The organism is Methylophilus sp. 5 (assembly GCF_000515275.1).
GTDB lineage: Bacteria > Pseudomonadota > Gammaproteobacteria > Burkholderiales > Methylophilaceae > Methylophilus.
Genome location: NZ_KI911560.1, coordinates 1,870,976 through 1,896,507, shown reverse-complemented (window position 1 = coordinate 1,896,507; position 25,532 = coordinate 1,870,976). Strand labels below are relative to the sequence as shown.

Here is a 25,532-nt window from a genome sequence, read left to right as displayed (position 1 = left end):
TCATAATGACGGATTACTTTGCGTAGATAGATCAAGCTCGCAAACGGCTTTATTTTTAACAACGAAAGAATTAAACACCATGGCAAATCAATTAGAGACTTTAACCCAACGCTTAAGTTATATCGTGGGTGAAAACCTGGCACATCAACTGAAAAATGATGGCCTCGAACTAGACGCAGAAATCGTCGCACTCGCGGTGAAAGATGTAATGTCTGACCAGCCATCTCGCTTAACCGATGCCGAAAAAAGAAGCGCAGTTGAGCAGGTTCAAAAAGAGAGCCAGGAAAGACAAATGGCTGCCCATGCCAAAAATAAGGCTGATGGCGAGGCTTACCTGGCAGACAATGCCAAAAAAGAAGGTGTCACTACCACGGCAAGCGGTCTGCAATACAAGCAACTGGAAGCAGGTAATGGCGCCAAGCCAACCACTAGCGATCGCGTGAAGGTGCATTACCATGGCACACTGACTGACGGCACGGTATTTGACAGTTCTTATGACCGTGGTGAGCCTATCGTTTTCCCAGTCACCGGTGTGATTTCAGGCTGGGTTGAAGGCTTGCAGTTGATGAATGTAGGCAGCAAGTTTGAACTGACGATTCCGTCTGAACTGGCGTACGGCGCTAACGGCAGCGGCCCGGTGATTGGCCCGGATGCCACCTTGGTGTTTCAAGTAGAGTTGCTGGGCATTGAATAACCCTGAAGCACGGCCAATATAAAATGAACCCGCCAAGGCGGGTTTATTTTTTGCTCAAAATCTAAAGACTAAATGAGGTGTGATGGCGGCTTAAACACATAAAACAGGTTAGGTTCGCTGACAATATAAATATTGCCTTCATCATCAATCGACACGCCTTCGGCCTGCGGCACGCTTTTATGCAACCCATGAAAGCCTTGCCAGAGCGCAAGCGAGCCCATGGTCTGTCCGCGCTCATTAAACTGTTTGAGCAATTTAGACTCATCACTTAACAGAAATAAATGCCCAGATTGCTCATGGTAAGTGACTGAGGACAAATCGCGTAGCGCCCATGTCAGCGCGCCGTCAAACTGCCGCAAGCGCTCTACCTCGATCTTGTTCTGGTTTTGATTGGCGGCATGATATAACCCGCTCACCGAGAGCACATATTTGGGATCACGCTCTTTGACCACAATCAGCCTGTGATTGACGCTATCCCACGAAACGCCTTCAAAGTTTTTATTGCCGCGCTCATTCATACCAAGTTTCAACAGCTTGGCATCACCCAGTGAGATTTCACGCGTTTCCGGCTTGATTTGCAGCAGCCACAACTGGCTATCCCGCTCGTCGGCGACCACATAGTAGTCTTGCTCAACATGCGTGATGCCTTCCAGGTCATCGCTGCCATGCACCTGGATTTCACGCAGTGGCGTGCCATCACGGCTTAACTCGACGATCGTGCCCATATCATTGAGCACAGTAAACAACGTGCCCGTTTCGCGGTTAAAGGTGAGCCCCGAGGTGTTTTGATAATGCGCCAGCGGCTTGGCCTCGATCGACACCTGGTAGTGGGCGAGGTCCAGCCCATGATGATCAGGGCTGCGTAACTGGTGCCACAGATGCCACGCCAGCGCTTCTGCTTTCATGACGTAAAGAAAAGAGGCGAGTACCACTACTATGCCAACAATGGCGCCCGCTTTGAATAACCACTTGCTTCGATACTGCACTTTTTTCAACCTTATGATTTACCACCATAAGGCTGACTCAATTGCTTGTGCCGAGTTCCGGCACCGATGTAATTAACGGTTAAGGCAGCAGGACAACAATTAAACGGATTCTTGACGCTGACCACGACCCAGCAAGGCGCTCACGGCTTCCTGCGCTGTTTTCTGGTTAGTCAGCAATTGATTGACTTCAAAGGTAATAGGCATTTCTACGCCTATGGTGTCAGCACGACGCATGACTTCACGTGCAGTATTCACGCCTTCGGCCACATGCCCCAAGCCTGCCAGAATGCTCTCTAGTGATTTGCCAGAAGCGAGTTGCAAGCCGACTTCGCGGTTACGTGAATATTGTCCGGTACAGGTCAAAATAAGATCGCCTGCGCCAGCCAGACCCATAAATGTTTCTGGTTTGGCGCCCAAGGCCATGCCAAAACGGGTAATTTCAGCCAAGCCGCGTGTGATCATGGCGGCACGTGCGTTGTTACCAAAGCCCATGCCATCCGAAATGCCAGCGGCAATCGCCATCACGTTTTTCACCGCCCCACCAACAGAAGCACCGACGACATCTACGCTATCGTACACACGCAAGCAGCCGCCATGAATCAGTTGCGCAGCCTGTTGCGCCAGTTCACGGTGATTTGCAGCCAGGGTGATGGCAGTGGGCAAGCCACGCACCAGTTCCGCAGCAAAGCTAGGGCCGCTTAACACGCCCCATGGGTAGTCTGCGCCTAACTCTTCTTGTGCCACTTCAAACGGTAATTTTGCCGTTTGCGGCTCCAGGCCTTTGTTGGCCCAGATCAAAGGCTGCGTAATGCCCAAGGCTTTGAGTTGCTGCAAAATTGGCCGAAAACCGGCCGTCGGCACCACAGATAATATCAAATCCGAACCAGCGACTGCCGCCGCCAGGTCGTCTTCTACCGTGAGTTTTTCAGGAAAAGCAAAATCGCCCAGATAGAGCGGATTAGCGCGCGCCTTGCGCATACCAGAGACATGCCCGCTATTGCGTGCCCACAGCACAACCTCGTGCTGCAACGCGATATGCATGGCCAGTGCTGTGCCCCAGGCACCTGCTCCAAGAACTGCAACCTTACTCATTTGAATGTATCCAGAAAGCGCACCGGACCATCACCGGTGCCTCACATGTTGATTAAATAATTAGTTAGGTGCGCCAGCGGCTTGAGCGGCTTGCTGTTGCTGTTGCAGGTAAAGCGCTTCGAAGTTGATCGGGTTCAGCAACACTGGCATAAAGCCTGCGCGTGTCACCATGTCAGAAATCGCTTCACGGGCATAAGGGAACAAGATGTTCGGGCAAGCCACGGCCAGAATCGGCTCCATGTTTTCTTGCGGCACGTTGCGAATCGCGAAAATACCAGATTGTGTCACTTCAACCAAAAAGGCTGTTTTGTCTTCAATTTTGGCAGTCACAGTCACTTTGATAGACACATTAAAAATGCCTTCTTCGATTTGCTGTGCGTTATTGCCCAACTCAACATTGATTTGTGGTGTCGTACGCTCAGTAAAAATAGCCGGTGCATTTGGCACTTCAATTGAAGCATCATGCACATACAGTTTTTCAATGCTAAAAATCGGTGCTACGTTTTGTTCTGTTTGGTTCTGTGAATCCTGAGCCATGAATTATCCTTAAATGATCAATACACAAAGCCGCTATTCTAACCGGACATCCCCGGCCTGACTATGTGTTTTTTGTGACAAAAAACAATGTGGTTTAAGCCGCCAGCAATGGGTCCAAGCCGCCTTGTACATCCAGTGCATGCAGGTCATCAAAGCCGCCCACATGCTGCTCGCCGATAAAAATTTGCGGCACGGTACGGCGGCCGGTTTTTTCCATCATTTCGGCGCGCAATTCAGGCTGCAAATCGACGCGAATTTTTTCAATCTCGGTCACGCCTTTATTTTTTAACAGCCGCTCTGCATTGATGCAATAGGGGCACACGGCTGAGGTATACATCACAACTTTAGCCATACGATTCCTTTAAAAAAGACTTATTTTCTACAGGTAGAGGCTACTTACTGCTGGGCATCTTGGCCTCTATCCAGGCTTGCATGCCGCCTTTGAGCAGATTTAAGGCCGTGAAATTTTGCGCTTTGAGCAACTTGGCAGCGGTGTGCGCACGTTTGCCGCGCTGGCACACCACCAGCACAGGTTTGTCGCGAAACTTTTCTAACTCTTTAAGGCGTGCCGATAATTGCGATAACGGCACATTGCGCGCGCCTTGCAAATGGCCTTGGGCAAACTCGTCTGCCTCACGCACATCCAGCACCAGCGCAGACTTACGGTTCATCAGCATCACCGCCTCTGTCGCCGACAACGTGGCGATACCTGCCACAGAGCGGCTTAACATCGGCAGCAACAAGGCCAGACCAGAGCCGATCGCCAGACCGATTAACATGACATTTTGTTTCAAAAACTCCACTTTTTACTCACCCTCTTAGCTGAATGTTTCACAGCACCAAATCATTAGCAGTGCCAGCGCCCCTGCGGGTATGCGTCGCCTGCGGTTGCGATTATAATAGACGAATTCATCAATTCGACGTTCCGTCACCACTTTAAAGACTGTTAGCCATGTCAATCAACCCTGTCATTTTGCTGATCCTCGATGGTTTTGGTCACAGCGAGACCACCGAATTCAATGCCGTGTTACAAGCGAACACCCCAAATCTGGACGCTTTGAAGGCGACTTACCCACACAGCTTAATCAACGCCTCCGAGCATTATGTCGGCTTGCCGGACGGCCAGATGGGTAACTCTGAAGTGGGCCATTTGAATATTGGGGCGGGACGTATCGTCTTTCAAGACTTTGAGCGCATTAATAACAGCATTAGCAGTGGCGAGTTTTTTAAACTGCCTGCACTGGTCAATGCCATGCAGGCACTCAAAGCCAACAACAAAGCGCTGCATATCCTGGGCTTGTTGTCTGACGGCGGCGTGCATAGCTATCAGCCACATATTCATGCGGCCCTCGAACTGGCCAAGCAGCAAGGCCTGAGCAAGGTGTATGTACATGCCTTCCTCGATGGCCGTGACACGCCACCCAAAAGTGCGCAGCCTTATTTGCAAGCGTTAGAAGACCATCTTAAAACACTAGGCGTCGGCCAAATCGCCTCTGTGGGCGGCCGCTTTTACGGCATGGACCGCGACAAACGCTGGGAGCGCGTATCGGTTGCTTATGAGTTACTGGTCAACGGCACTTCTGACGCGGTTGCGCCCGACAGCCTGACTGCTTTGCAACAAGCCTATGCACGCGATGAGAGCGACGAGTTTGTGAAATGCACAGCCATTAGAGCCGCTGATGCTGCACCGGTGCGCATGGAAGATGGCGACTGCCTGCTGTTTATGAACTTTAGAAGCGACCGTGCGCGACAGTTAACCGACGCCCTGCTCAACCCGCAATTTAGCGGTTTTGAGCGCAGCCGCGTGCCTGCCTTTAGCCATTATTTCACGCTGACACAATACGACAAAAACCAAACGCTGGCCGAACCCGTGTTTGCGCCGTTTACGGTCCCCAACACCTTTGGTGAATACATTTCTCACCTGGGGCTGAAACAGCTGCGTATCGCCGAAACCGAAAAGTATCCACACGTGACCTTCTTTTTTAATGGCGGCGAAGAAACCGTCTTTGCAGGCGAAGACCGCATTTTAGTGCCCTCACCCAAAGTGAGGACGTATGACTTGCAGCCGGAAATGAGCGCGCCAGAAGTCACCGACAAACTGGTGGCTGCGATTGAGTCACAGCAATATCAGGCGGTGATTTGCAACTACGCCAACGGCGACATGGTTGGCCATACCGGCAACCTGCCAGCCGCCATTCAAGCGGTAGAAGCTCTGGATACCTGCGTAGGGCGCGTGGTCGCAGCAGCACAAAAAGTCGGCGCTGACGTCATTATCACGGCTGATCACGGCAATGCAGAAAGCATGTTTGACCATGCCAGCGAGCAGGCACACACCCAGCACACCACCAACCTGGTGCCGTTTATTTATATCGGTCGCCCCGGCCAGGTGACTACTGGTGGCGCTCTATCTGACATCGCGCCGACCTTGCTCTCATTAATGGGCGTGCCGCAACCTGCCGAAATGACCGGTAAAAACCTGATTAAACTCAATGCAGCGGCCTAAACTGGCTAGGTGACTGAGTGCATGTTTGAGTTTCGCATGATGGCTGGCGCAAAGCCCAAACGCCTGTGGGCAATGGGCATGGTGATTTGCCTGGCACTCGCTGCAGGCAGCTTGTCGCCGCCTGCGCACGCCGCAGCAAATGACAAAACCGAATCCACCAAGGGTGATCTGGAGCAAGTCAAAGAAAAGATCCAGCAATTAGCCAATGCGCTTAAAGCCTCACGTGTCGCCAAGCAGGATGCGCATGATGCCTTAAAAGCCTCAGAGACGGCCATTAGCAGCTCGCGTAAAAAACTGCGCGACATTCAGGATGCGCAGCAAGACAACCGTGGCAAATTGCAAGACCTGCAAAAGCAGCTGTCATTACTGCAGCGACAGGTCAACCAGCAGCGTCGCGCACTCAGCGAGCAGCTCAACCAGCAATACCGTCATGGCAACAACAGTCCGCTGCAAATGCTGTTGCAACAGCAAGACCCAGCCAATACCTCGCGCAACCTGAAATACCTGGGTTACCTCACGGCCGCACATCAACAGCAGATTCAGTTATTACAAGACAACCAGGAAGCGATAGACCGCGTGCGCTCGGCCACCACCGAGCAACTACACGAAACCGAGCGCCTGGCCAATCAATATAGCGAAACCACGCAAAAACTTGAAGGTGAAAAATCGCGCCGCACCGACGCCCTGAACGAGCTGTCTAAACAAATTGAGACGCAGGAGCAGCAAATGGTGCGCCTGAAAAAAGACGAAGAAGCCTTGTCACAATTGTTTCAGCGCTTGTTAGCTGAAGCGAAAAAACGCGAGCAAGAGGCGCTGGCAAAAGCCAAGCGCGAAAAAGAAGCGGCGGCAAAAAAAGCGGCCGAACTGGCACGCAAGAAAAAGTCTGGCGGACGCACGTTTGAGCGGTCACCGCAAACCAATGTAGAAGACAGCGACAGCAACACGCAAAGTAATACGGTCATCGCCAAAAATGAAACACTGCCGGAATACAACGCCAATAAAGAAAACTTTTCCCAATTGCGCGGGCGCTTGCGCTTACCGGTACGTGGCGATGTGATTAACCGCTTTGGCACCGCACGTGCCGATACCGGTGTCAGCTGGAAAGGCATTTTCATCCGCGCCAAAGAGGGCAGCGAGGTTAAATCAGTCGCGGGTGGGCAAGTGGTGTTTGCCGACTGGATGCGCGGCTTTGGTAACCTGATTGTCATCGACCATGGCAATGGCTATATGAGTCTGTATGGCAACAATGAAGCACTGTATAAAGGCTCTGGCCAAAGTGTGAAGTCTGGCGACACCATTGCCGCTGTTGGCAACAGCGGCGGCAATGCTGAAAATGGCGTTTATTATGAATTGCGTCGTAACAGCGTGCCTTTCGATCCCCTGCAATGGAGCACATTGCGCTGATCTGGCACGTTTTCACGCCTGCAAGCCTGAGCAAAAACCACCTTTATGCGAGGTGGTTTTTTTTGCCTGCACCGCCTACACCCAGCCAAAAAAATCAATTAACTTAAATTTAATTATCATTTATTAACACATTGGTATACCATCAGTTTTCCGGTACATCACCGGGAGGCTGTCAACGTAGTGTCGCATAGCCTTCATTAACCAAGCATCAACTTAACCCGTCTTAGTTTATTAAAACAGTCGTTTAGGAGAGTCGCCATGGAAGTGAATGTTGGAGTTATTAACCCTTATGCCGCCGCAGAAGTGATTGCGCAAAAGAAAATCAACTGGGAGCAAGTCGCAGAACCGCAAGTCATGCTGGCCGAAATTTTAGGCGTGAGTGCAGAGCAGATTTTTGACCTGCGCAACCCTATCCTCAGGCCAGACGCAGAACTCGCCGCCGATGGCAGCCTGAAAGTGTTGTCAGAGGCGCAAACTTCGGACAGGATTAACCGCTTCTATCAAACCCAAAGTCCTGTTGCTACCAGGTCTATCGGTGCACAACGTTTGCGCCTGGGCACCATCAGAAAAACGGTGGTGCTATCTGAGATCATGATTAATACCGCCGTGTTACGCACGGCCATTGCCGGTACGCCATGGACACCTCCAGACAAAGACTGGGTAGACATGGGCGACTACTTTGAAGATGTAGCCGAGCTCAATGACCCGGTGCAAGGCGTGTTGGGTGATTGCTATTTTATAGCGGCTCTGGCATCGGTGGCCTGGGCCAGACCTTATGCCATTATCAACATGATACGCCCCTCGGCCTGGGGCAATGAAGAACAGCCTATCCATAAAGTGAGTTTTTATAAGTCTGGTAGCGGCGAAGCACAAGCCGTTGAAGTAACCGAGCTGGTGCCCGTGACAAAACCAGGGCACAACTGGGTCTATGCCAGATCGCTGGATGCGGGGGAAACCTGGCCTGCCGTGATGGAAAAAGCTTATGCAAAATGGCGCACCGGCAACAGCACCGACTACCCGAATTACCCCGCCATTGCGGGTGGTGACCCAGTCAATGCCTGCGCTGAAATCATCAGCGGGGCAAAAACCTATGTGGCCCACAGTGGCAAAACCGGCGATGACTTATGGACATTTGTGCGCAGCAACTGCATGAGTAAACGCACCATCAACCCGATGGTCGCGTGGACTTATGACACCCCTCCTGCAGGCACCAACTACCCGGCAGCAAAAGTAGTTGCTAATCATGCCTATTCAATTTTAGGTTGGGAATACATCAACCATGAAAAATACATTGTGTTGCGCAACCCGTGGGGCACGCACCATGCAGTGCTCGATACCATTAGCGGCAACTGGACCGCGAGACAGATTTCATTTTCGGCCAGCATTCCATTAAATAGCAATGGCGTGTTTGCAATGAAAGCAGCGACATTCCAGCAGTACTTTGCAGTCTCTGGCGTCACCGTTTAAATGCTGCATCCCTTTGCCATTCATTGCAGCAGATGACCGGCAAAGGGGATTGTGCCCTCATAGGTGCGCTCGGGTAAAACGCGTATAAAATGTGGTACAAAATCGTGACAAAATATTGGCTGTTAGTACTACCACTCATACTGGGCAACGAAGGGCACCACACGATGAGCATAACACGCCTAGTTTACCGCTATTATGGGGCGTCTATCCCGCCTCCGTATCAACGCAATGCCGAAATCATGGTCGATGCAGAAAAAATCAGATTGACTGTCACCTGTGTAGACGAAGTGTTGGTCTCTGCGGAACAACCTGCACCAGCGGGGCTTTTGCCGCAACTGACACAATGGCTGCAAGATGACCACCTATTAGCGTCCCCCAGGCAAGCTACGCAGCCTGGCCAATCGCCAAGCATTGGCTTAGGGTTTCATACATTGACGATTTATAACGGGCAGCAAAAAATCATGGATGCCAGCACCGCACAACGTGCAGATCAGGCAACTGCAATGTTAAGCGGGGAGATTGAGTCTTTTGCCAGGCGGCTCACACATTACGTCAATCACTATGACACCTACATGCATACGCCGTGACGGATAGCGCCCCAGCTGACTTATTCTGCATTCACTTTTAGGCGCCTCTTAAGGCGTCGCGGGCTGTGGCTGCTGACGTCTTGCTTCAGTATAAATTTTGTCCAGCTCCTGCTGTGACATGGTGATACCGGGGATGCGTTCATCTGCCGTCGGCTCATAACCACCCGCCTTTGCGGCCTGCGGCGTGCCAGCGGCCTCTTGATTAGCGACTGCGGGCACCTCAGTCGAAGCAGTGCGTTCACATGCCACCAAACACGCTGCACACACAACACATAAAACAACCACAAAAGCAGACTTCATCAGACAACACTTCTCAATCAATAAAAAATCCATCAATAAAACACTATGCACCCATCACATGCATCAGCACGCGACGATGGGCGGGCAAGTGTCTGTGTTCAAACAGAAAAATGCCCTGCCACTGGCCCAGGGCCACTTGTCCTTGCAAAACGGGAATCGACAGGCTGGTTTGCGTGAGGGCCGTGCGCACATGCGCAGGCATATCGTCCGGGCCTTCTACGGTATGGATAAACAAATCATCGCCGTCTGGCACCAGTCGATTAAAAAAAGCTTCGAGATCCACCAGCACATCGCGGTCATAATTTTCATTAATGAGCAAACTGGCAGAGGTATGCTGGATATACAGCGTGAGCAAGCCGCTGGTGATGCCGGATTGTTGCACCCATTGCAGCACTTGCGGCGTGATGTCATACAAGCGCCGCCCTTGCGCATCAATAGACAATGTTTCGTGGCGCTGTTGCATGCCTGATTCCCGGAACAAAAAGACGAAGGCTACATTATAGCGGCGATCAAGTCAGCCCCAGTGAATTACCAGTAGCGCCAGCCACCACCCCAATACGGCCGGTAGCCCCACGGACCGCCATAAAACCCTGGGCCACCATAAAACCAGGGGTCCATGCTGCGTAGTCTGGCCATATCGCGCTCGCGTTTAAGCCTGGCTTCAGACTCCACGCGCGCTTTTTCGCGCTTGTTAATTTCGTCAGCAATGGCGTTTTGTTCGGCCAACGCATTGGCGTGCTGCATATAATCAAGCACGCCTTTTGAAATGCCTTTTTGGTGCCAATCGAGCACATCAGACGGCGCTAACGAGTAACGTGACTGCGATTGTTTAATTGCTTCAATGACCTCGGCATCGCTCTTGCCTTGCTTGCTCATGGTCACAATTTGTTCCAGGCTCAGGCTGGATTGTGCCGGTGGCACCAGCGCCGCCAGTTGCTCTGGTGAGATGCGGTCAATTTGCAGCGGTTGTGGCGGTTGCGAGGCACACCCGGCCAACACCCCCAATAACAAGGTCACAGGAATTAAACGCAAAGAGGATGAATAACGCATAGTGTGTCCATTCTACACCCGAAAAAAATAAAGGGTCATAGCTATGACCCTTTTAATGCCGTTCTGGTTCAGTCAGCAGGCTAAACAATCAAACCTTGCGAAATTGCATTTTTCCGGCCTGAAAATCGACCCGGATATGATCTTTGGCCGCAAACTGCCCGGCCAAAATTTCACGTGCCAACGGATTTTCAATCTCACTCTGGATCGCCCGTTTGAGTGGTCGCGCACCATACACGGGATCAAAGCCGGCGTTGGCAATCTCAGCCAGCGCGGCATCGCTGATTTCCATCTGCATATCCATTGCCGCCAGCCGTTTGGCCAGCAGTTGCAACTGAATATTAGCGATAGATTTCACATGCGCTTCACCCAGTGAATGGAACACCACTACCTCGTCAATGCGGTTAATAAATTCGGGGCGGAAGTGTGCTTTCACCTCGCCCATCACCGCCAGCTTCACCACCTGGTAATCCTGATCCGCCATACTCTGGATCATATGGCTCCCCAGGTTAGAGGTCATGATAATCACCGTGTTTTTAAAATCGACGGTGCGGCCCTGGCCATCGGTTAAGCGGCCATCATCCAGCACTTGCAACAACACGTTAAACACATCCGGGTGTGCTTTTTCTACCTCATCGAGCAACACCACCGAATAAGGTTTGCGGCGTACAGCTTCGGTGAGCGTGCCACCTTCTTCGTAGCCGACGTAACCAGGCGGCGCACCAATCAGGCGAGAGACAGAATGCTTCTCCATAAACTCGCTCATATCTATGCGAACCAGATGATCCGGGCTATCAAACAAAAAATTGGCCAGGGCTTTGCACAACTCAGTTTTACCGACACCGGTTGGCCCCAAAAACAAAAAGCTACCATAAGGGCGATTAGGGTCACTCAAACCGCTACGTGAACGACGAATCGCGTCTGACACCAGCCGCACTGCTTCATCCTGGCCGACCACGCGCTCATGTAACCTGCTCTCCATATTGAGCAGTTTTTCACGCTCACCCGTCATCATTTTGCTCACTGGAATCCCGGTAGCGCGGCTCACGACTTCGGCAATTTCGTCGGCACCAACCTCGGTGCGCAACATTTTATGTTTAACCGTGCCACTCGCCTCGGCCGTTGAGGCATGCGTGAGTTGCGCTTCTAACTGCGGCAATTTTCCGTACTGCAACTCAGACACCTTCTGCCAATCGCCTTTGCGCGTGGCCGTTTCCATGTCCAGCTTTACTTTCTCAATCGCCTCTTTCACGCCAGCAGAGCCTTGTACGGCGGCTTTTTCTGCTTTCCACACTTCTTCAAGGTCGGCGTATTCTTTTTCCAGCTTGCTGATTTCTTCTTCAATCAGGCCAAAGCGCTTTTGGCTGGCTTCGTCCTTTTCACGACGCACGGCTTCGCGCTCAATTTTGAGTTGAATCAAACGGCGGTCCAGCTTGTCCATCACTTCAGGCTTGGAGTCGATCTCCATCTTGATGCGTGAGGCGGCTTCATCAATCAAATCAATGGCTTTGTCCGGCAAAAAGCGGTCAGTAATATAGCGGTTAGACAGCTCGGCCGCCGCCACAATCGCCGGATCCGTAATCTCCACGCCGTGGTGCAATTCGTATTTCTCCTGCAAACCACGCAAAATCGCAATCGTCGCTTCCACGCTCGGCTCATCAACCAATACCTTTTGAAAACGGCGCTCAAGCGCTGCGTCTTTTTCGATATATTTGCGATACTCATCCAGCGTGGTCGCACCCACACAGTGCAGTTCGCCGCGCGCCAAGGCAGGTTTCAACATATTGCCAGCATCCATGGCGCCTTCTGATTTACCCGCGCCCACCATGGTGTGAATTTCATCAATAAACACAATGGTCTGGCCTTCATCTTGTGCCAGCTCTTTGAGCACGGTTTTTAAGCGCTCTTCAAATTCGCCACGGTATTTAGCCCCAGCCAGCAGAGCGGCCATATCGAGGCTCAATACTTTCTTGTTTTTGAGTGAATCAGGCACTTCACCATTGACGATACGTTGCGCCAAACCCTCAACAATCGCAGTTTTGCCCACGCCCGGCTCACCGATCAACACCGGGTTGTTTTTGGTGCGGCGTTGCAATACCTGAATCGCGCGGCGAATTTCATCGTCGCGGCCAATCACCGGGTCCAGCTTGCCCGCACGCGCACGTTCGGTCAGGTCCAAGGTGTATTTTTTCAACGCCTCGCGTTGGCCTTCAGCCTCTTGGCTATTCACTGAGTCATTACCACGCACGGCTTTGATGGCTTGCTCTAAGGCGGTTTTATTCACGCCATGCTGCTTGAGCAGTTTGCCGGTGTTGCCTTTATCGTCGGCCAGCGCCAACAAAAACATCTCGCTGGCAATATAACTATCGCCACTTTTTTGCGCCAGTTTATCAGTCACATTTAACAGGTTATTGAGGTCACGCGACACGGCGACATCGCCACTGTTTTCACTGACTTTGGGTAACGCATCAATGGCTTGCTGCAAGCCGGTTTTCAATGCGCTGACTTGTGCACCTGCGCGTGACAGCAACGCAGCCACACCGCTGTCGTCCTGGTTTAGCATTGCCAGCAACAAATGTGGCGCTTCGATGGTAGGGTGATCAGCACCAACCGCCATGCTTTGCGCATCGGCCAGTGCCTGTTGAAATTTGGTGGTGAGTTTATCAAAACGCATGGCAAACCCTTTCATTATTAAAGTCATGCCGCGGCGTGCGGCTGGATAACCCTATAATGCGGCGGGTTTTTGCGTTTTCAATAGATGCAGATCAAATTGGCGCGACTTTGTCACGGTTACTTAGGGTTTAGCGGTTAAACGGGATCAGCTGCAAGCCTTTGTCAGCAGTGTTTACCGCCAGCGTTGCCTGCCCTTGCAAGGTTAGCCATTGCGGATAATCAAGCTTGCCATTGCTATGCAGCATCACTACTGATGCACCCCAAGTGCGGCCACCATCAGACGAAGCCATCGCCATAACGCCTGCACCACTGCTGTCGTGCTCTTGCCAGGCCAGCCAAACCTGCTCGCCAACACTTAATAAGGCCGGATGACCGGCATTTCTTTTCGCATCGCCGATCCGCTTTGGTGGCGAAGTGACCCAGGCCTGACCATCCATGCGGGCAATGCGCAACCCTGGCTTATCCCCCGCACCATCAAAATACGCCAGGTGATAGCCAAAACCCTCGCCCACTGCCAGCGCCGCGCCATGATGCGGGCAACCATCCAGTTTCCAGTGGCCATAACTGGCTCGCACCAGCACAGGATTGCCCAAGGGGCCAATTTCAGCCATGGCGTGATCACGCTCACTGCCTTCAAACACATGCCGCCAGAGTACGGCCACGGTGCCATCGGGCTTGCTGGTCATCGCAATACGGCAACACTCGCAACTGTTATCTGCCAACTTTTGTTCGGCGTTAAAGCTTTTGCCATGATCATGAGAGACGGCATAATAAATCGCCGACCCCTGGTAAGGCTTGGCGGCAGCTTTGGCTGCCAGCATATCGCGCTTGTCTAGCCATGCCACGGTTATTGCGCCATCCGCCGCCACCTGCAAAGTGCCATAGCGATGCGTGATTTCTTCACGATGCTGATGCACAACATAAGGTGTTTCAAAATGTTTGCCGCCATCTATTGATCGCGCAAACCAGAGATAGCCCGCCTGATTTTTTTTGAGCAGTTCGGTCCAGATCACATACACGGCGCCATTGGCACCCACCGCTATTGCCGGCCTAGACTCAGCGTCTGCCGCCACGTTCATCGGTGTGGAGTGAACGGCAACGCCGGTGTTAAAATGCTGACCGGCATCGTCACTGGCCAACACCCATACTTGCCCTTGTTTCACCTGCACCATCCACACCCGCCCGGTATGATCTGCCGCCACACTGACCGCCAACGGGCTGGTGACAACATCGGGGTGAGTCTCATGGGAGTGACCTTCGTGGGCATCAGTGGCCTGAACCATGAATAAAAGCACCATCCACCACACCAGGATTACCCACCGCTTCACCATCGCTCCTTAATTTAAAACGACCCAATATTTACCTTAATTATCAGGCGTTAATGTCGCTAAAGTTTGCTAGCATTTGCGCCGATAACCCACTTATCCGCACTACAACGCACACCGGACCGAAACAGATTTAACTATGTCATTACCAACCGTTTTTGATCATCATAGCACAGCATGGTTGCAGCCCCTGGCCGTCACCATGCCGGATATGCCTATGCTGGCCATCAATCGCCGGGCGCAGTGTCTGGCAATCAGCGCCACCGCAAAACAATTGCTGGGAGAGCTGGTTGAAGGGCTGCCCAAAGAACTTCGCCACAGCTTGGTCGAAGCGATGCGCGAAGGCAAAACCGAATTAAGTATCAGCACGCATATTCATGGCGCAAAACGTGATTTCAAATGCCGGTTGTTCTATCCGCAATCAGGCCGTCGCGCCATTGGCCTGATGCTGGAGGAGGAAGAACGCACGCTGGTTGACCAATTGCTGCACATGCAGTCGATTGTGCATTCGCTGATTGAGATGAGCCCTGACCTGATTTGCATCAAAGACAGCGATAACCGCTGGATGATGGCCAACCAGCACATGCTGAATACGTTCCAGATTGATGGTTTTGACTATCAGTTTTTAAACAATCCGCAAATTGCAGATACCTTGCATCCGGTGTTCCGCAATAGCTTTGAGCACCATGAAAAGTCTGACCAGCAAGTGTGGCAATCGCGCCAGGCTTATCACAACGAAGAGCTGGTGCATTTGCCGCAGGGTGGCTACAAAACGTTAGAAGTGAATAAAGTCGCTTATCACGACCAGAAAGACCAACCCAGCCATTTGATTACCGTGGCGCGCGATGTCAGTGAACAAAAATTCATTCAAACCCAGTTGCTCAACCGCAGCGCAGTGCTCGATACATTGATCTCGTGCGATTGGATGTTGCACTCGGCAGAACGCTGGCAGAGCGTGGCAGAAAATGTGTTGCAGCAATGCTGCCTGTCTTTTCGTTTTAGCCGCGCCATTTTGTTGCAACACGAAACCATCACCAACCGCAGAAAAACCGACATTCGCTCCAAAGCGTTGTTCCACTGGGCGATGAATGGCTTTCATACCACTTACGAGCATTGGGAAAAAATTTCTTTCCTGTCGCCTGAGTTGCAACGCTGGTATAGCCTGCTGTCTAAAGGCCAGCCCGTGATGTGTGATGCCCTCACGCTACCGGCGTCAGAGCGCGCCTTGCTCAAATCGCACGACACCGTCAACCTGGTGATTGTGCCGCTCATGATTGATGATGAGTGGTGGGGGTCGATGGTGATTGAGCGTTGTTTTGATGCCGAAAGCACCAGCTCGCAAGAGCTAGGTTCATTGATGGCAATTGGCCGCACCTTGAGCGTTGCCATTGGCCGCGAGCAAACCGGCAAACACCTCAAACTGGCCAAAATTGCCTTTGACAGCACCACCGAAGGCATCATGATTGTGAACCCGGCAGGTGAGCTGATCGGCATTAATCAGGGCTTTACGCTGATCACCGGCTTTGAGGAAGAAGAAGTACTGGGCACCAAGCCGCAAATTTTCAGGCAACGCCCGCGCGGCCTGTTTGGCGCACTCAAGCGCCATGGCAAATGGTCGGGCGAAATTGAAAACATGCGCAAAAATGGCGACACTTATACCGAGTGGATGACCATTACTGCCGTACGCAACCATGCCAATGCAATTACCAACTATGTGGGTGTGTTTGCTGACATCAGTGAAATGAAGCGCTCACAAACGCAGCTCAACTCACTGGTTAACCATGACCCGCTGACTGGTTTGCCTAACCGCAGGCTGATCAACCATTTGTTTACGCATGCAATTCAACGCGCCAACCGTAATGAACAGCAAGCGGCCGTACTGTTTATTGACCTGGACCGGTTTAAAAACATTAATGACAGCCTGGGCCACTATAGCGGCGACCAGTTGCTGCTGGGTGTCACCGAGCGCCTGCGTGCCACCTTGCGCGAGTCTGACATTGTGGGCCGCCTGGGCGGTGACGAGTTCATTATTTTGCTGGAAAACCTGCATGGCAAGGCAGATGCGGCGCAAAAAGCACATGACATTCTGGAGGCGCTCAGGCGTGAGTTCATGATTGACCATCATGAGATTTTTGTCGGCGCCAGTATCGGCATTTCGATGTATCCACAAGATGGCAACGATGTCGAAAGCCTGATTAAAGCCGCTGACCTGGCCATGTATCAGGTGAAAAACAACGGTAAAAACCATGTCTCGTTTTATGACGTGGCATTGAGTCGCGATGCGGTAGAACACTTCCAGCTGGAAACCGAGTTACGCCAGGCGCTGACCAAAAATCAGCTCAAAATGTTCTACCAGGCACAGATTGATTTAAACACCGGCATGATTATTGGTGCAGAAGCCTTGATTCGCTGGATACATCCGATCCAGGGCATTATTTCCCCAGTCAAATTCATTCCACTGGCAGAAGAAACCGGCTTGATTTTGAGCATAGGTGAGTGGGCGTTGGCACAAGCGGTGCGCCAAGCGCACGCATGGCATAAAAAGCATCCTGAATTCAAAAAAATTGCGATCAATGTCTCTGGTGTGCAAATCATGAAGAGCAAGTTTGCCGACACCGTGTATGGCATTTTGATGGAAAGCGAGTGCGATCCCTCGATCATTGAGCTGGAAATCACCGAAAGCACATTGATGCAGCATACCCAGCATGTGGTCGACACCTTTAACCAGTTAAAACTGCTGGGTGTCAGCATTGCGATTGACGACTTTGGCACCGGCTACTCATCGCTATCGCATTTGAAACGCTTACCGCTCGACCAGATCAAGATTGACCGCAGTTTTGTCAAAGATTTGCCGGATGATAAAGACGATGCCGCCATCACCAGCGCCATTTACGCGATGGCGACGCAGTTAGGATTCACCGTTGTTGCCGAAGGGGTCGAAACCGAAGAACAGGAAAAGTTTTTACAGCGACTGGGCTGCCAAACAGCACAGGGCTATCTGTATGCTTACCCGGTTAACTCGGACGACTTTTTGCAGTTATTAGTATTAAATAATCAAAGAAAAATAAAACGCCATGCCTAATCACGCCTCAGATACTTACTATATCGACATAGACCAGTTGCAGATCGGTCTCTATATTCACCTGGATTTGGGATGGATGGATCACCCGTTTTCGGTGAGTAACTTCAAAGTCACAGATGACTCACAAGTTGAGACCATCAAGTCTTTGGGATTGAAGCAACTACGTTACGACCCCAGACGCAGCTCTAGCATGCCACTCAGGACCGCACCTCAACAGAATGTGGTTGAGTTTCCGTTGCGAAAAGCAGCCGGCCCCAAACTGGAGATTATTGACGCCATACCGGAGTTGAGCCCGGCGCAGAAAAAACAACAGGCGCTCAGGCAGGCCATTGCGGAAAGTGAACAGAAGTTCATGAAAACCAGCACTGAAGTAAAAACCATTCAGAAGCTGTCGACCGAACGCCCGGAACAGGCGTATGGCCTGGCCTCTAAACTGGTGGAAGACCTGGTGACTGGCACACTGACTGAAGGCGAGATTGCGATCCACGCCATGAATGGCCACCGTGTGGGCGACCAGCACTTTCAGCATGAGCTCAACACCCTGGTGGTGGCGATGTTGCTGGCCAAAAACCTGGATATTACTGATGAAGATGCCGTCATTTTGGGCATGTCTGCCATTTTGCATGACATTGGCAAACGCCAGATCAGTGACAAAATTTTGCTCAAAAAAGACCCGCTTAGTGTGCGCGAGACCGCCATTTACCAAACGCATGTCTTGCTTGGCATGAATATGCTGCGCGACGTGGCCGTGCCCAGAAAGATACTGACGCTGATTTCTCAGCACCATGAATTTGCCGACGGCAGTGGCTACCCTAAAGGCCTGCATTGTGACCAGATTGACCCGCTATCGCATATCCTGATTATTGCGAATATGTACGACAACCTGTGCAACCCGTCTAACCCGGCATTCACCAAGACCCCTTACGAAGCCTTGAGTGTCATGTTTGCGCAGCAACGGCATCAGTTTGACCAAACCATTCTGCGTCGCTTTATCAAGTGCCTGGGCATTTACCCACCCGGCAGCGTGGTGCGTTTGTCAGACCAAAAACTGGCGACCGTGCTCTCGACCAATCCGCAACAACCGCTGCGCCCGTTTATTCAAATGCTCAGCGATGACCGTGAAGAAGAAGGCGACATTATCGACTTGAGGGAAGCACTGGATATCAACATTATTCAATGCCTGAAGCCCGAGCAGTTACCAACGCTGCTGCAAAACAGATTGCGTTTAAAACAGCGTACAAGCTACTTTTTGGACAAGATTTACGCCACTATTTAACACAAACCGATCATACACATCCACTCAAACAGCATGCCCTGCTGGGCATGCTTAACCAACCAGTTGGCAATGGCACAGGCGTGCCGTCAGCTGCGTTTTTTAGCGAACAGATAAGCGCCTAGCGCACCGGTGAGACTCACCGCCAGCGCAGCTAAAACCGCCATCAAGTCACGCACGTCTTTACTCACGAACTGAAAACTCCACTTGTGCAAATACGCAAAAATAAAGCCTTCCAGGCCATCAGAGTCGTCGATGCTTGCCGCCAGCGCGCCGGTAGCAGGCTCCAGGTAAAATCGCGCATGCTGCGCTTGTGTCGTTTGCACTTTTAAGACCGGCAAGCGTTTAAAAATAAAGCCGTATTCATTGGCAAACGAGGTCACCCACTGCACAGATTCAATAGCAGGCTGCGTTTTTTTTGCCATAAGGGTAAGCCATGCTGACGCATATGCCTCTGGCGTGAGCGCAGTGACTGTATGCAGCCCTGTTAGCCATAACACAGGTGCGGTGGGCGCATGTGGTATGGCCGCGTGATGATCGTGCTGATGTTGCGCCGCTACCTGCGCTGCTGGCAGCCCCTGTGCGCCAACAGATGCCGGAATGATCTGCCAGAAAAGCGTCGCGCCACCGCCATAAATATCCAGTTTTAATACCTGACCAGTGGCCAGTTGTGACCAGGCTGCGGTAGTTAATGCCGCGCTATCACTCATCAACGCAGTATGCAAAATAGGCCTGCGCTGCTGAATATCCGACATCCACAAATGAAACAAACCAGTGCTGGCCAGCAGCAAAATAAGCAATGACACCCACACACCAAACTCGCGATGCCACCATTGCACCCCCCAACGTTTTAAACGGTAAGGTGCAGTTTTGCGCTGCCTGATGTAAAGAATGACACCGGTGATGGCCGAAGCAATAATTAAAACCAGGACAAAAGTCGCTATCGCCAGTTGCAACGTGCTACAGCTTTGCAAAAAAGACCAATTGTGGCCAAATTGAAACACCTTGGTTAAAAACGCACGCCGGTCATCAACCAAGGTAGCGAGTCTGGATTGCTCGGTATCCACATAGGCCCGCAAGCTGTGATCACCGCGGTAAGTCACACGCCACACCGGCAGCAAGCGATTCACCGGATGATAGTCTGGCTCAAACCTGGTGACAGGGGTCACCGCAGCGACCGCGGCGGCGTTACGCCCGGTGTAATAATTTGCCAGGCTGACAGCCAGTGCCTGCTCAGCACCCGTGCGCTCAACCCCGGTTTTCACAGAAAAATATCTGGCCGCCGTTGGCAGCGCGATGCGGTAATAGGCCTGACTGTCCAAATGCACCAGGCTAATATGCTGAAATTGCGTGATCGCCTGTTGCTGTAACAACGCGGGCAGTGAGACCGCGCTGCTTAAATCAACGGCCGCCAGTGGCGGCATAAACTGCTTGGGCGCTGGTTGCAAACGACTCATGATCGGGTGTGACGCGCCAGACAGCCCCCACAACATCATGCCAATGCAGGCAATCACACCTATCCATTGGTGCCAAAATAACCAGCGATTTTTAAGCGAGGATGACTTAATGGCCATGCGTATCACCATGCATATCATGCGCGGTTGATGACACAGGCTTGCCCTTGCTAAACTTTACGACACCTTTAAAACTGTCTATACGCTGACGTTGATCGTCCGCTAAAGCCTGCTCTCGTTGTTGCAGCGATTTAGCAAGTGCCTGAGCATCGGCAGTTGACATCCCGGCCTCCTCCAAATGCTTTGATGCGGTCAATTCCGCACCACCGCAAAGCAGGGTATGCCAATGCTGATGTGCAGGATGATATTTCAACAACGCGCGCCCACCTTTATCGCCTTGTATCCAGTCAGCAATTGCCATGCCATTGTGAATGACAATCACTGGCAGAAGTAAGGGCTGGTTGGGTTTGTCCCAGGTTTCATGCATTTCTTTTGCAACGGACTGTTCATCGTCTAACGCTGCTGGGTGGGCATGGGCGGTGGCGACCCCCAGGGCGATTAAACATACACTCAACTTCAACATAAACTTCATAGCAACACTCCATTATCCCGGGGGCTCTGGCACCCCGGTCTTAAAAACTAATACGTCCAGGTCACGCCAAGATAAGCCGTGCGGCCATCACCCGGGTAATACAGTGCAGTTGTACCATCCCATTTTCCGGCAACCCCTGTCGTCGCAGCATACTTTTGATTCGCCAAGTTTCTGCCTTCCACAAACCATGACCAATGTTGATTCACTTTTTGCCCCGCTTTTAAACCCCAAATAAAATAATTATCGGCATAAACAGTCTCAGCAAAGTCGATGTTATAACGTTGTGGAGACCACTCAATGGTAGGCCCAAAGTAAAAATTCTCCAGCAAGTCACTACCGCGATACATCAGTTCAGACCTGAGTAATGAGCGTTGCATGCCTGGCAGTCTGTTGCTTCCATATAAAGAGTCGCCATCCAGCTTAAAATCGTTGATTAAAAGACTGGAGCGCCACTGCAGACTATATGGCAAGCGGGCAGTCAGCCCAAACTCCAGACCTCGATGAATCGTCTTGTCAGCGTTAATCGTCGTCGGGCTGGCAACAGTCCCCAAGGCCAACAACTCGTCTTTCAATCGTGCATAATACAATGCCACATCCCAGTCGACATATTCACTGTTGCCCCTTGAGCCAACTTCAAATGTTGTCCCTTTTTGGGCTTTGAGCGTCCTTGCCACCGCAACATTGAGCTCACCAAAACTTGGTGGCTCAAAGCTACGGGAAACATTCGCAAACAACTGAACATGCGGTTGCAACTGATATAACACGCCCAGTTTTGGGCTAGTTTGATGGTAACTCTGATTAAAACCTTGGTCGCCAGAAGAGGTAATCATCTGGTCTTTAGAATCACGTTTTGAACGGGTATATTGCAGCCCGGCAATCACCGTCCACTGCTCATCCAGACTCAATCGGTCTTCTGCATAGGCCTCAAAGTTGCTCGCTTTTTGGTCAAAATCATTTATTTTGGCCCCGCGAGTTGCATTCACGTTGCGGAAGTTTTTAGCATCTGTGCGGCCATAGGTCGGTGTCATGCCTGCCACAAACTCGTTTTTGAGGCCAAACAACTCACCCTCCTTGATCCAGCGTGCGGATAAGCCGTAATCATTGGACTGCTGGTCAATGACACCTAAAGTGTCATTACCAAAAACAAACAGGTCAATAATCGGATGGAATAAGCTCTTTCTGGAGTAAAAAGCACCTAGCTCCAGCTTGCTTTGATCAAACAGAATCGTGGTTTTATTCGCCACCCGGGTGACGTTAATGTCGCGCTCATTAATGCCTTGCCCTGCGAGTGGTCCGCCAGTGACGGTGGATAGTTTTGGATCTGTTTTCAGTTGTGACTTTGTTAATGCGCTAGGCAATTGTGAGTCGTTGTTGGTATAGCCGAAATAAAAACGGGTCTCAACGTTTTCGTTAATGCGAACGCCGACATTACCCGTCAAGCGGTCTGAACTTTGCTGCGCATTATCCCTAAAGCTGCTTGTACCGTATTTGCTGGCGGTGACAAAATAATCAACATCGCCCTTCACACCGCCGGTACTGATGCCCAGGCGGTAATACCCGTAACTGCCGCCCTCGGTTTTCACCTCTAAGGCAGGCGCGTTGTAGCCAGTCCGGGAGATAAAATTGATGCTCCCGCCCAGATTGCTGGAGCCATATTGCAAGGCATTGGCACCACGGTAGACTTCAATATAGTCTGTCGCCATTGGGTCTATCGTCGGAAAGTCAAAGCCGCCATCTGCCAGGTTGGTGGGGATGCCATCTTGCATTAATTTTAAGCCACGGCCATGAAAGGTACGTTGCAGGCCTGAGCCACGAATCGACAAACGCGTTTCTTCGGCACCAAAGCGTGATTGCGCCAAGACGCCAGCCGCCATGCCCAGCGTATCCTGCATATTGCTGGTGCGGCCTTCTTTTACCGTCGCCATATCAACGACGGTCGTGCCACCCGCCGTTTTAGATAAGTTTTCTTTTGCCGTTTCAATATCCGGCTGCGTCAGTGACGCTTTGTTTTTGGTTGCCACCACTTTGACTTCATCGAGATGCACCGTGTCTTCATGATCGGCCTGCGCCAGATAAGGCATCGCCGCCAAAATGGCTAAGCAGATTCTAGTTTTTTTCATTGATCACTCTCCCAGAGCAATTGAACATTTGATGATCAACACCTGATTCATCAGGTGTCATTTAAACCACATTAAAAATAAAAATTAACCGCTACATTCACTGAACGACCCATCCCAGGCACATTCATCCCGTAATAGGCTGCGCCGCCGGTCCGCATGGAGTTACCTTCTGCCACATAAGCACCGCCCAATGGCAGCAAATAATATTTATTGAAAAGGTTCTCGATAGAAAGGTCGAGGCGCGCATGTTGCCACGCGTAGCTGCTACGTAAGTGATAAATGCTATAACCCGGCGTCACCATTTCATTACGCACTTCTGACACCCGCTCTTTTTCGGCCACACTTTGCACCTCTAAGCGGTTCGTCCACTTGCCTAATTGATGTTGCAACGCAGCTTTAGCGTTGATAGGCATCATGTGGTACAGATGCCCGCCGGTAGTCTCATTATTGCCGCGCACATAGCTGATCACCCCGCTGGTTGAGAAACTACCGACATGAGGCACACTACCCAGCTGATAACTGCCTGAGAGATCCAGCCCATACAGCATGGCATCTACATTCTGATATTGCAGTAACACATAGCAATTGGTGGCAGTGACGTTGGTGCCATTGCAACCACTACCGGCTGACACACTGTTTTGCAGGCGTTTTGCATCAATATAGTTATTCACGTACGTTGCGTAGGCAGTTGTTTTGACGAACCATTTTTCGCGGCTGGCATCATGCCAGTCTGCACCTAGACTCAGGGTGTAGGCGACCTCTGGTTTCAAGTCAGGATTACCGACATACCCATTGCCATCCCCGGCAAAATTATTCATCAAAGCGGCCATGGTATTGGCAGACCAGGCATAAAGCTCATATAAATTGGGAGATCGCGTTTTTCTGGCGAAGCCTAGTTCATAAGACTGGTTGTGGTCCGGCTGATATTTAACCAAGGCCGTCAAATCGTAGTGCTGATTGACTTGGCTACGATCCCCATTGTTGAATCTGGTAGCGCCAAATCCAAAACCGTCTACGTTATAAGTAGCCGAATACCCTTGTACTTGGCCGACAGACGCTTTGACGCGATCAGTACGCAAACCTAGCAAAGTCACCCACGCAGGATCCCAAACGGCCTCCCATTCGCTGTAAACGCTCAGACGATCTCTTCTTCCGTTACGGATATTCCAGAAACTATTTGGCCCCATGGCCGGGCCTGCATCCAACGCTGGCCACCAGTCGTCCAGCCGATAATTCTGAAACTCGGCCCCAACTCTTAATGTATCGCGGGGATTCAAGACAATATTGGCTTTCACGTTGCCTCCATCCGTCTCGGCATCGCTCAGCATGGGCATGTACATCGCAATGTAACGGCTTCTCAACATATCCATGGAGTGATGCGTGTCCTGATGAAAGTAGCGCGTCTCAAACTCCCCCCAATCGAAAGAACCCAAGTAGTGAAAATTGAGATTTCTATTCACATTAGCGGGTTTTTTGGTATTAAGCATATAAGAACCGGTACTCGAATCCGGCTCACTCGACACCATATCCATGCGCTGATTGGGAAAGCCCTCCCAGTCTATACTCTGCTCGCCCCATTTAAGCTCTAACAGATGTTGGTCATTCAGGTTCCAGGCCAGACCTAACTCCCGATTACGTGAACGGCGGAAGCCAGAGCTTGCCACTTCTTTTTCGCCAGGCCTGTCTTCAGTCGGCGTGATTTTCAAAATCGGCTTCTTAAAGTTACCTGCTGCCTGATAATTATTGGCATCGGCATAAGAGTCTGTATAGGCCAGACTGAACTGTCGCGTTGCGGTTCCCACTGCAAGATTGCCGCCTCTGGCTGCGCCATTGCTGCGGTAAAAAGTGCCTAACTGGCCAAAGGTCAGAAAGTCTTGATCATCATTGGCAAAGCGTGGGCGTGCTGAATTGACCTGAATGGTGCTCCCAATACTATCGCCCCCTGCGCTCACAGGCGCTACGCCGGTATAGACCTGGATACTTTTCACTTGGCCGGGATTGATGAATGACAACGCCGGGTTCATATGGTTAGGGCACGCACTCATCAAGTCCATGCCATCCACCAGCGTACGGTTTCGGTCATCCGCAAAGCCATGGATCGTTGGCAAGCTGGAAATACCGCCAGCAGCAGACGTACTGACCCCAGGGATGTCTTCCAATAATTTAGCCGTATCACTGGTACTAACAGATTGCCGCTGAATACCGTTGGCATGCACGACATCGCCTTTAAAACGGCTATCGGCCGCTTGTTTATCTTGAACGACTTCTACAGGCGATAGTTGTAACGTGTTGTCGCCATCCTTCATCGCCGATTCAGCAGACGAGACAACAGGAGACAGCAGCAATAATGCAAATGGCGTGATTAACTTCATAGCTCTTCTCTAAAAATGGCAAAC

General features: G+C 51.3%; 21 protein-coding genes. 7 read left to right on the top strand and 14 right to left on the bottom strand.

Annotation, left to right across the window (positions count from 1 at the left end):
• Positions 1-79: 79 nt before the first annotated feature.
• A complete protein-coding gene (locus METH5_RS0109100) occupies positions 80-694 on the top strand; it encodes an FKBP-type peptidyl-prolyl cis-trans isomerase (RefSeq protein ID WP_029148208.1) in 615 nt (204 codons plus the stop codon).
• A 68-nt stretch (positions 695-762) separates the two neighbouring features.
• Here the strand turns inward: METH5_RS0109100 and METH5_RS0109095 are convergent, their stop codons facing one another.
• From METH5_RS0109095 to METH5_RS0109075, 5 genes are all read right to left on the bottom strand, one after another.
• Positions 763-1,680 (bottom strand): SdiA-regulated domain-containing protein, encoded by a 918-nt coding sequence (locus tag METH5_RS0109095; protein ID WP_232410999.1) that lies wholly within the window; start codon positions 1,678-1,680, stop codon positions 763-765.
• 99 nt (positions 1,681-1,779) lie between these two features.
• A complete protein-coding gene (locus METH5_RS0109090; protein ID WP_029148206.1) occupies positions 1,780-2,772 on the bottom strand; it encodes an NAD(P)H-dependent glycerol-3-phosphate dehydrogenase in 993 nt (330 codons plus the stop codon).
• A gap of 60 nt (positions 2,773-2,832) precedes the next feature.
• The gene (gene secB / locus METH5_RS0109085) at positions 2,833-3,309 is read right to left on the bottom strand and encodes a protein-export chaperone SecB (protein WP_029148205.1); all 477 of its coding nucleotides are present in this window, start codon (positions 3,307-3,309) and stop codon (positions 2,833-2,835) included.
• Positions 3,310-3,403: 94 nt separating this feature from the next.
• Complete coding sequence (gene grxC / locus METH5_RS0109080; RefSeq protein WP_019881487.1) at positions 3,404-3,661, bottom strand: glutaredoxin 3; 258 nt, start codon at positions 3,659-3,661, stop codon at positions 3,404-3,406.
• A 40-nt stretch (positions 3,662-3,701) separates the two neighbouring features.
• Entirely contained in the window at positions 3,702-4,112 is a 411-nt protein-coding gene (locus METH5_RS0109075; RefSeq protein ID WP_029148204.1) for a rhodanese-like domain-containing protein, read from the bottom strand.
• Between the two features lie 149 nt (positions 4,113-4,261).
• Here METH5_RS0109075 and gpmI point away from each other — a divergent pair, with 149 nt between their 5' ends.
• The 4 genes from gpmI to METH5_RS0109050 all read left to right on the top strand — a co-directional run bounded on the left by gpmI (position 4,262) and on the right by METH5_RS0109050 (position 9,270).
• A complete protein-coding gene (gene gpmI / locus METH5_RS0109070) occupies positions 4,262-5,812 on the top strand; it encodes a 2,3-bisphosphoglycerate-independent phosphoglycerate mutase (protein WP_029148203.1) in 1,551 nt (516 codons plus the stop codon).
• Positions 5,813-5,833: 21 nt separating this feature from the next.
• Positions 5,834-7,216 (top strand): murein hydrolase activator EnvC, encoded by a 1,383-nt coding sequence (locus tag METH5_RS0109065; RefSeq protein ID WP_029148202.1) that lies wholly within the window; start codon positions 5,834-5,836, stop codon positions 7,214-7,216.
• A gap of 258 nt (positions 7,217-7,474) precedes the next feature.
• Entirely contained in the window at positions 7,475-8,683 is a 1,209-nt protein-coding gene (locus METH5_RS0109055; protein ID WP_029148201.1) for a C2 family cysteine protease, read from the top strand.
• A gap of 164 nt (positions 8,684-8,847) precedes the next feature.
• The gene (locus METH5_RS0109050; protein WP_036307763.1) at positions 8,848-9,270 is read left to right on the top strand and encodes a hypothetical protein; all 423 of its coding nucleotides are present in this window, start codon (positions 8,848-8,850) and stop codon (positions 9,268-9,270) included.
• Positions 9,271-9,318: 48 nt separating this feature from the next.
• Here METH5_RS0109050 and METH5_RS0109045 read toward each other — a convergent pair whose 3' ends face one another.
• The 5 genes from METH5_RS0109045 to METH5_RS0109025 all read right to left on the bottom strand — a co-directional run bounded on the left by METH5_RS0109045 (position 9,319) and on the right by METH5_RS0109025 (position 14,573).
• A complete protein-coding gene (locus METH5_RS0109045) occupies positions 9,319-9,570 on the bottom strand; it encodes a hypothetical protein (protein ID WP_029148199.1) in 252 nt (83 codons plus the stop codon).
• A 43-nt stretch (positions 9,571-9,613) separates the two neighbouring features.
• A complete protein-coding gene (locus tag METH5_RS0109040) occupies positions 9,614-10,033 on the bottom strand; it encodes a secondary thiamine-phosphate synthase enzyme YjbQ (RefSeq protein WP_029148198.1) in 420 nt (139 codons plus the stop codon).
• 65 nt (positions 10,034-10,098) lie between these two features.
• Positions 10,099-10,620, bottom strand: a complete 522-nt coding sequence (locus tag METH5_RS0109035) for a hypothetical protein (RefSeq protein ID WP_029148197.1) — start codon at positions 10,618-10,620, stop codon at positions 10,099-10,101.
• Between the two features lie 88 nt (positions 10,621-10,708).
• The gene (gene clpB / locus METH5_RS0109030; RefSeq protein WP_029148196.1) at positions 10,709-13,291 is read right to left on the bottom strand and encodes an ATP-dependent chaperone ClpB; all 2,583 of its coding nucleotides are present in this window, start codon (positions 13,289-13,291) and stop codon (positions 10,709-10,711) included.
• A gap of 127 nt (positions 13,292-13,418) precedes the next feature.
• On the bottom strand, positions 13,419-14,573 hold the full coding sequence (locus tag METH5_RS0109025) for a sialidase family protein (RefSeq protein WP_232410998.1): 1,155 nt from the start codon (positions 14,571-14,573) through the stop codon (positions 13,419-13,421).
• 181 nt (positions 14,574-14,754) lie between these two features.
• Here METH5_RS0109025 and METH5_RS0109020 point away from each other — a divergent pair, with 181 nt between their 5' ends.
• Positions 14,755-17,697 (top strand): EAL domain-containing protein, encoded by a 2,943-nt coding sequence (locus tag METH5_RS0109020; RefSeq protein ID WP_029148194.1) that lies wholly within the window; start codon positions 14,755-14,757, stop codon positions 17,695-17,697.
• The gene (locus METH5_RS0109015; protein WP_029148193.1) at positions 17,690-18,973 is read left to right on the top strand and encodes an HD-GYP domain-containing protein; all 1,284 of its coding nucleotides are present in this window, start codon (positions 17,690-17,692) and stop codon (positions 18,971-18,973) included. The genes METH5_RS0109020 and METH5_RS0109015 overlap by 8 nt, the downstream gene beginning before the upstream one ends.
• A gap of 86 nt (positions 18,974-19,059) precedes the next feature.
• Here METH5_RS0109015 and METH5_RS0109010 read toward each other — a convergent pair whose 3' ends face one another.
• The 4 genes from METH5_RS0109010 to METH5_RS14890 form a co-directional block, all read right to left on the bottom strand.
• Positions 19,060-20,544, bottom strand: a complete 1,485-nt coding sequence (locus METH5_RS0109010; protein ID WP_029148192.1) for a PepSY-associated TM helix domain-containing protein — start codon at positions 20,542-20,544, stop codon at positions 19,060-19,062.
• A complete protein-coding gene (locus tag METH5_RS15225) occupies positions 20,534-21,016 on the bottom strand; it encodes a copper uptake system-associated protein (RefSeq protein ID WP_051412912.1) in 483 nt (160 codons plus the stop codon). The genes METH5_RS0109010 and METH5_RS15225 overlap by 11 nt, the downstream gene beginning before the upstream one ends.
• Before the next feature lie 47 nt (positions 21,017-21,063).
• On the bottom strand, positions 21,064-23,136 hold the full coding sequence (locus tag METH5_RS0109000; RefSeq protein WP_029148191.1) for a TonB-dependent receptor: 2,073 nt from the start codon (positions 23,134-23,136) through the stop codon (positions 21,064-21,066).
• 71 nt (positions 23,137-23,207) lie between these two features.
• On the bottom strand, positions 23,208-25,508 hold the full coding sequence (locus METH5_RS14890) for a TonB-dependent receptor (protein WP_036307757.1): 2,301 nt from the start codon (positions 25,506-25,508) through the stop codon (positions 23,208-23,210).
• Between the last annotated feature and the right edge of the window lie 24 nt (positions 25,509-25,532).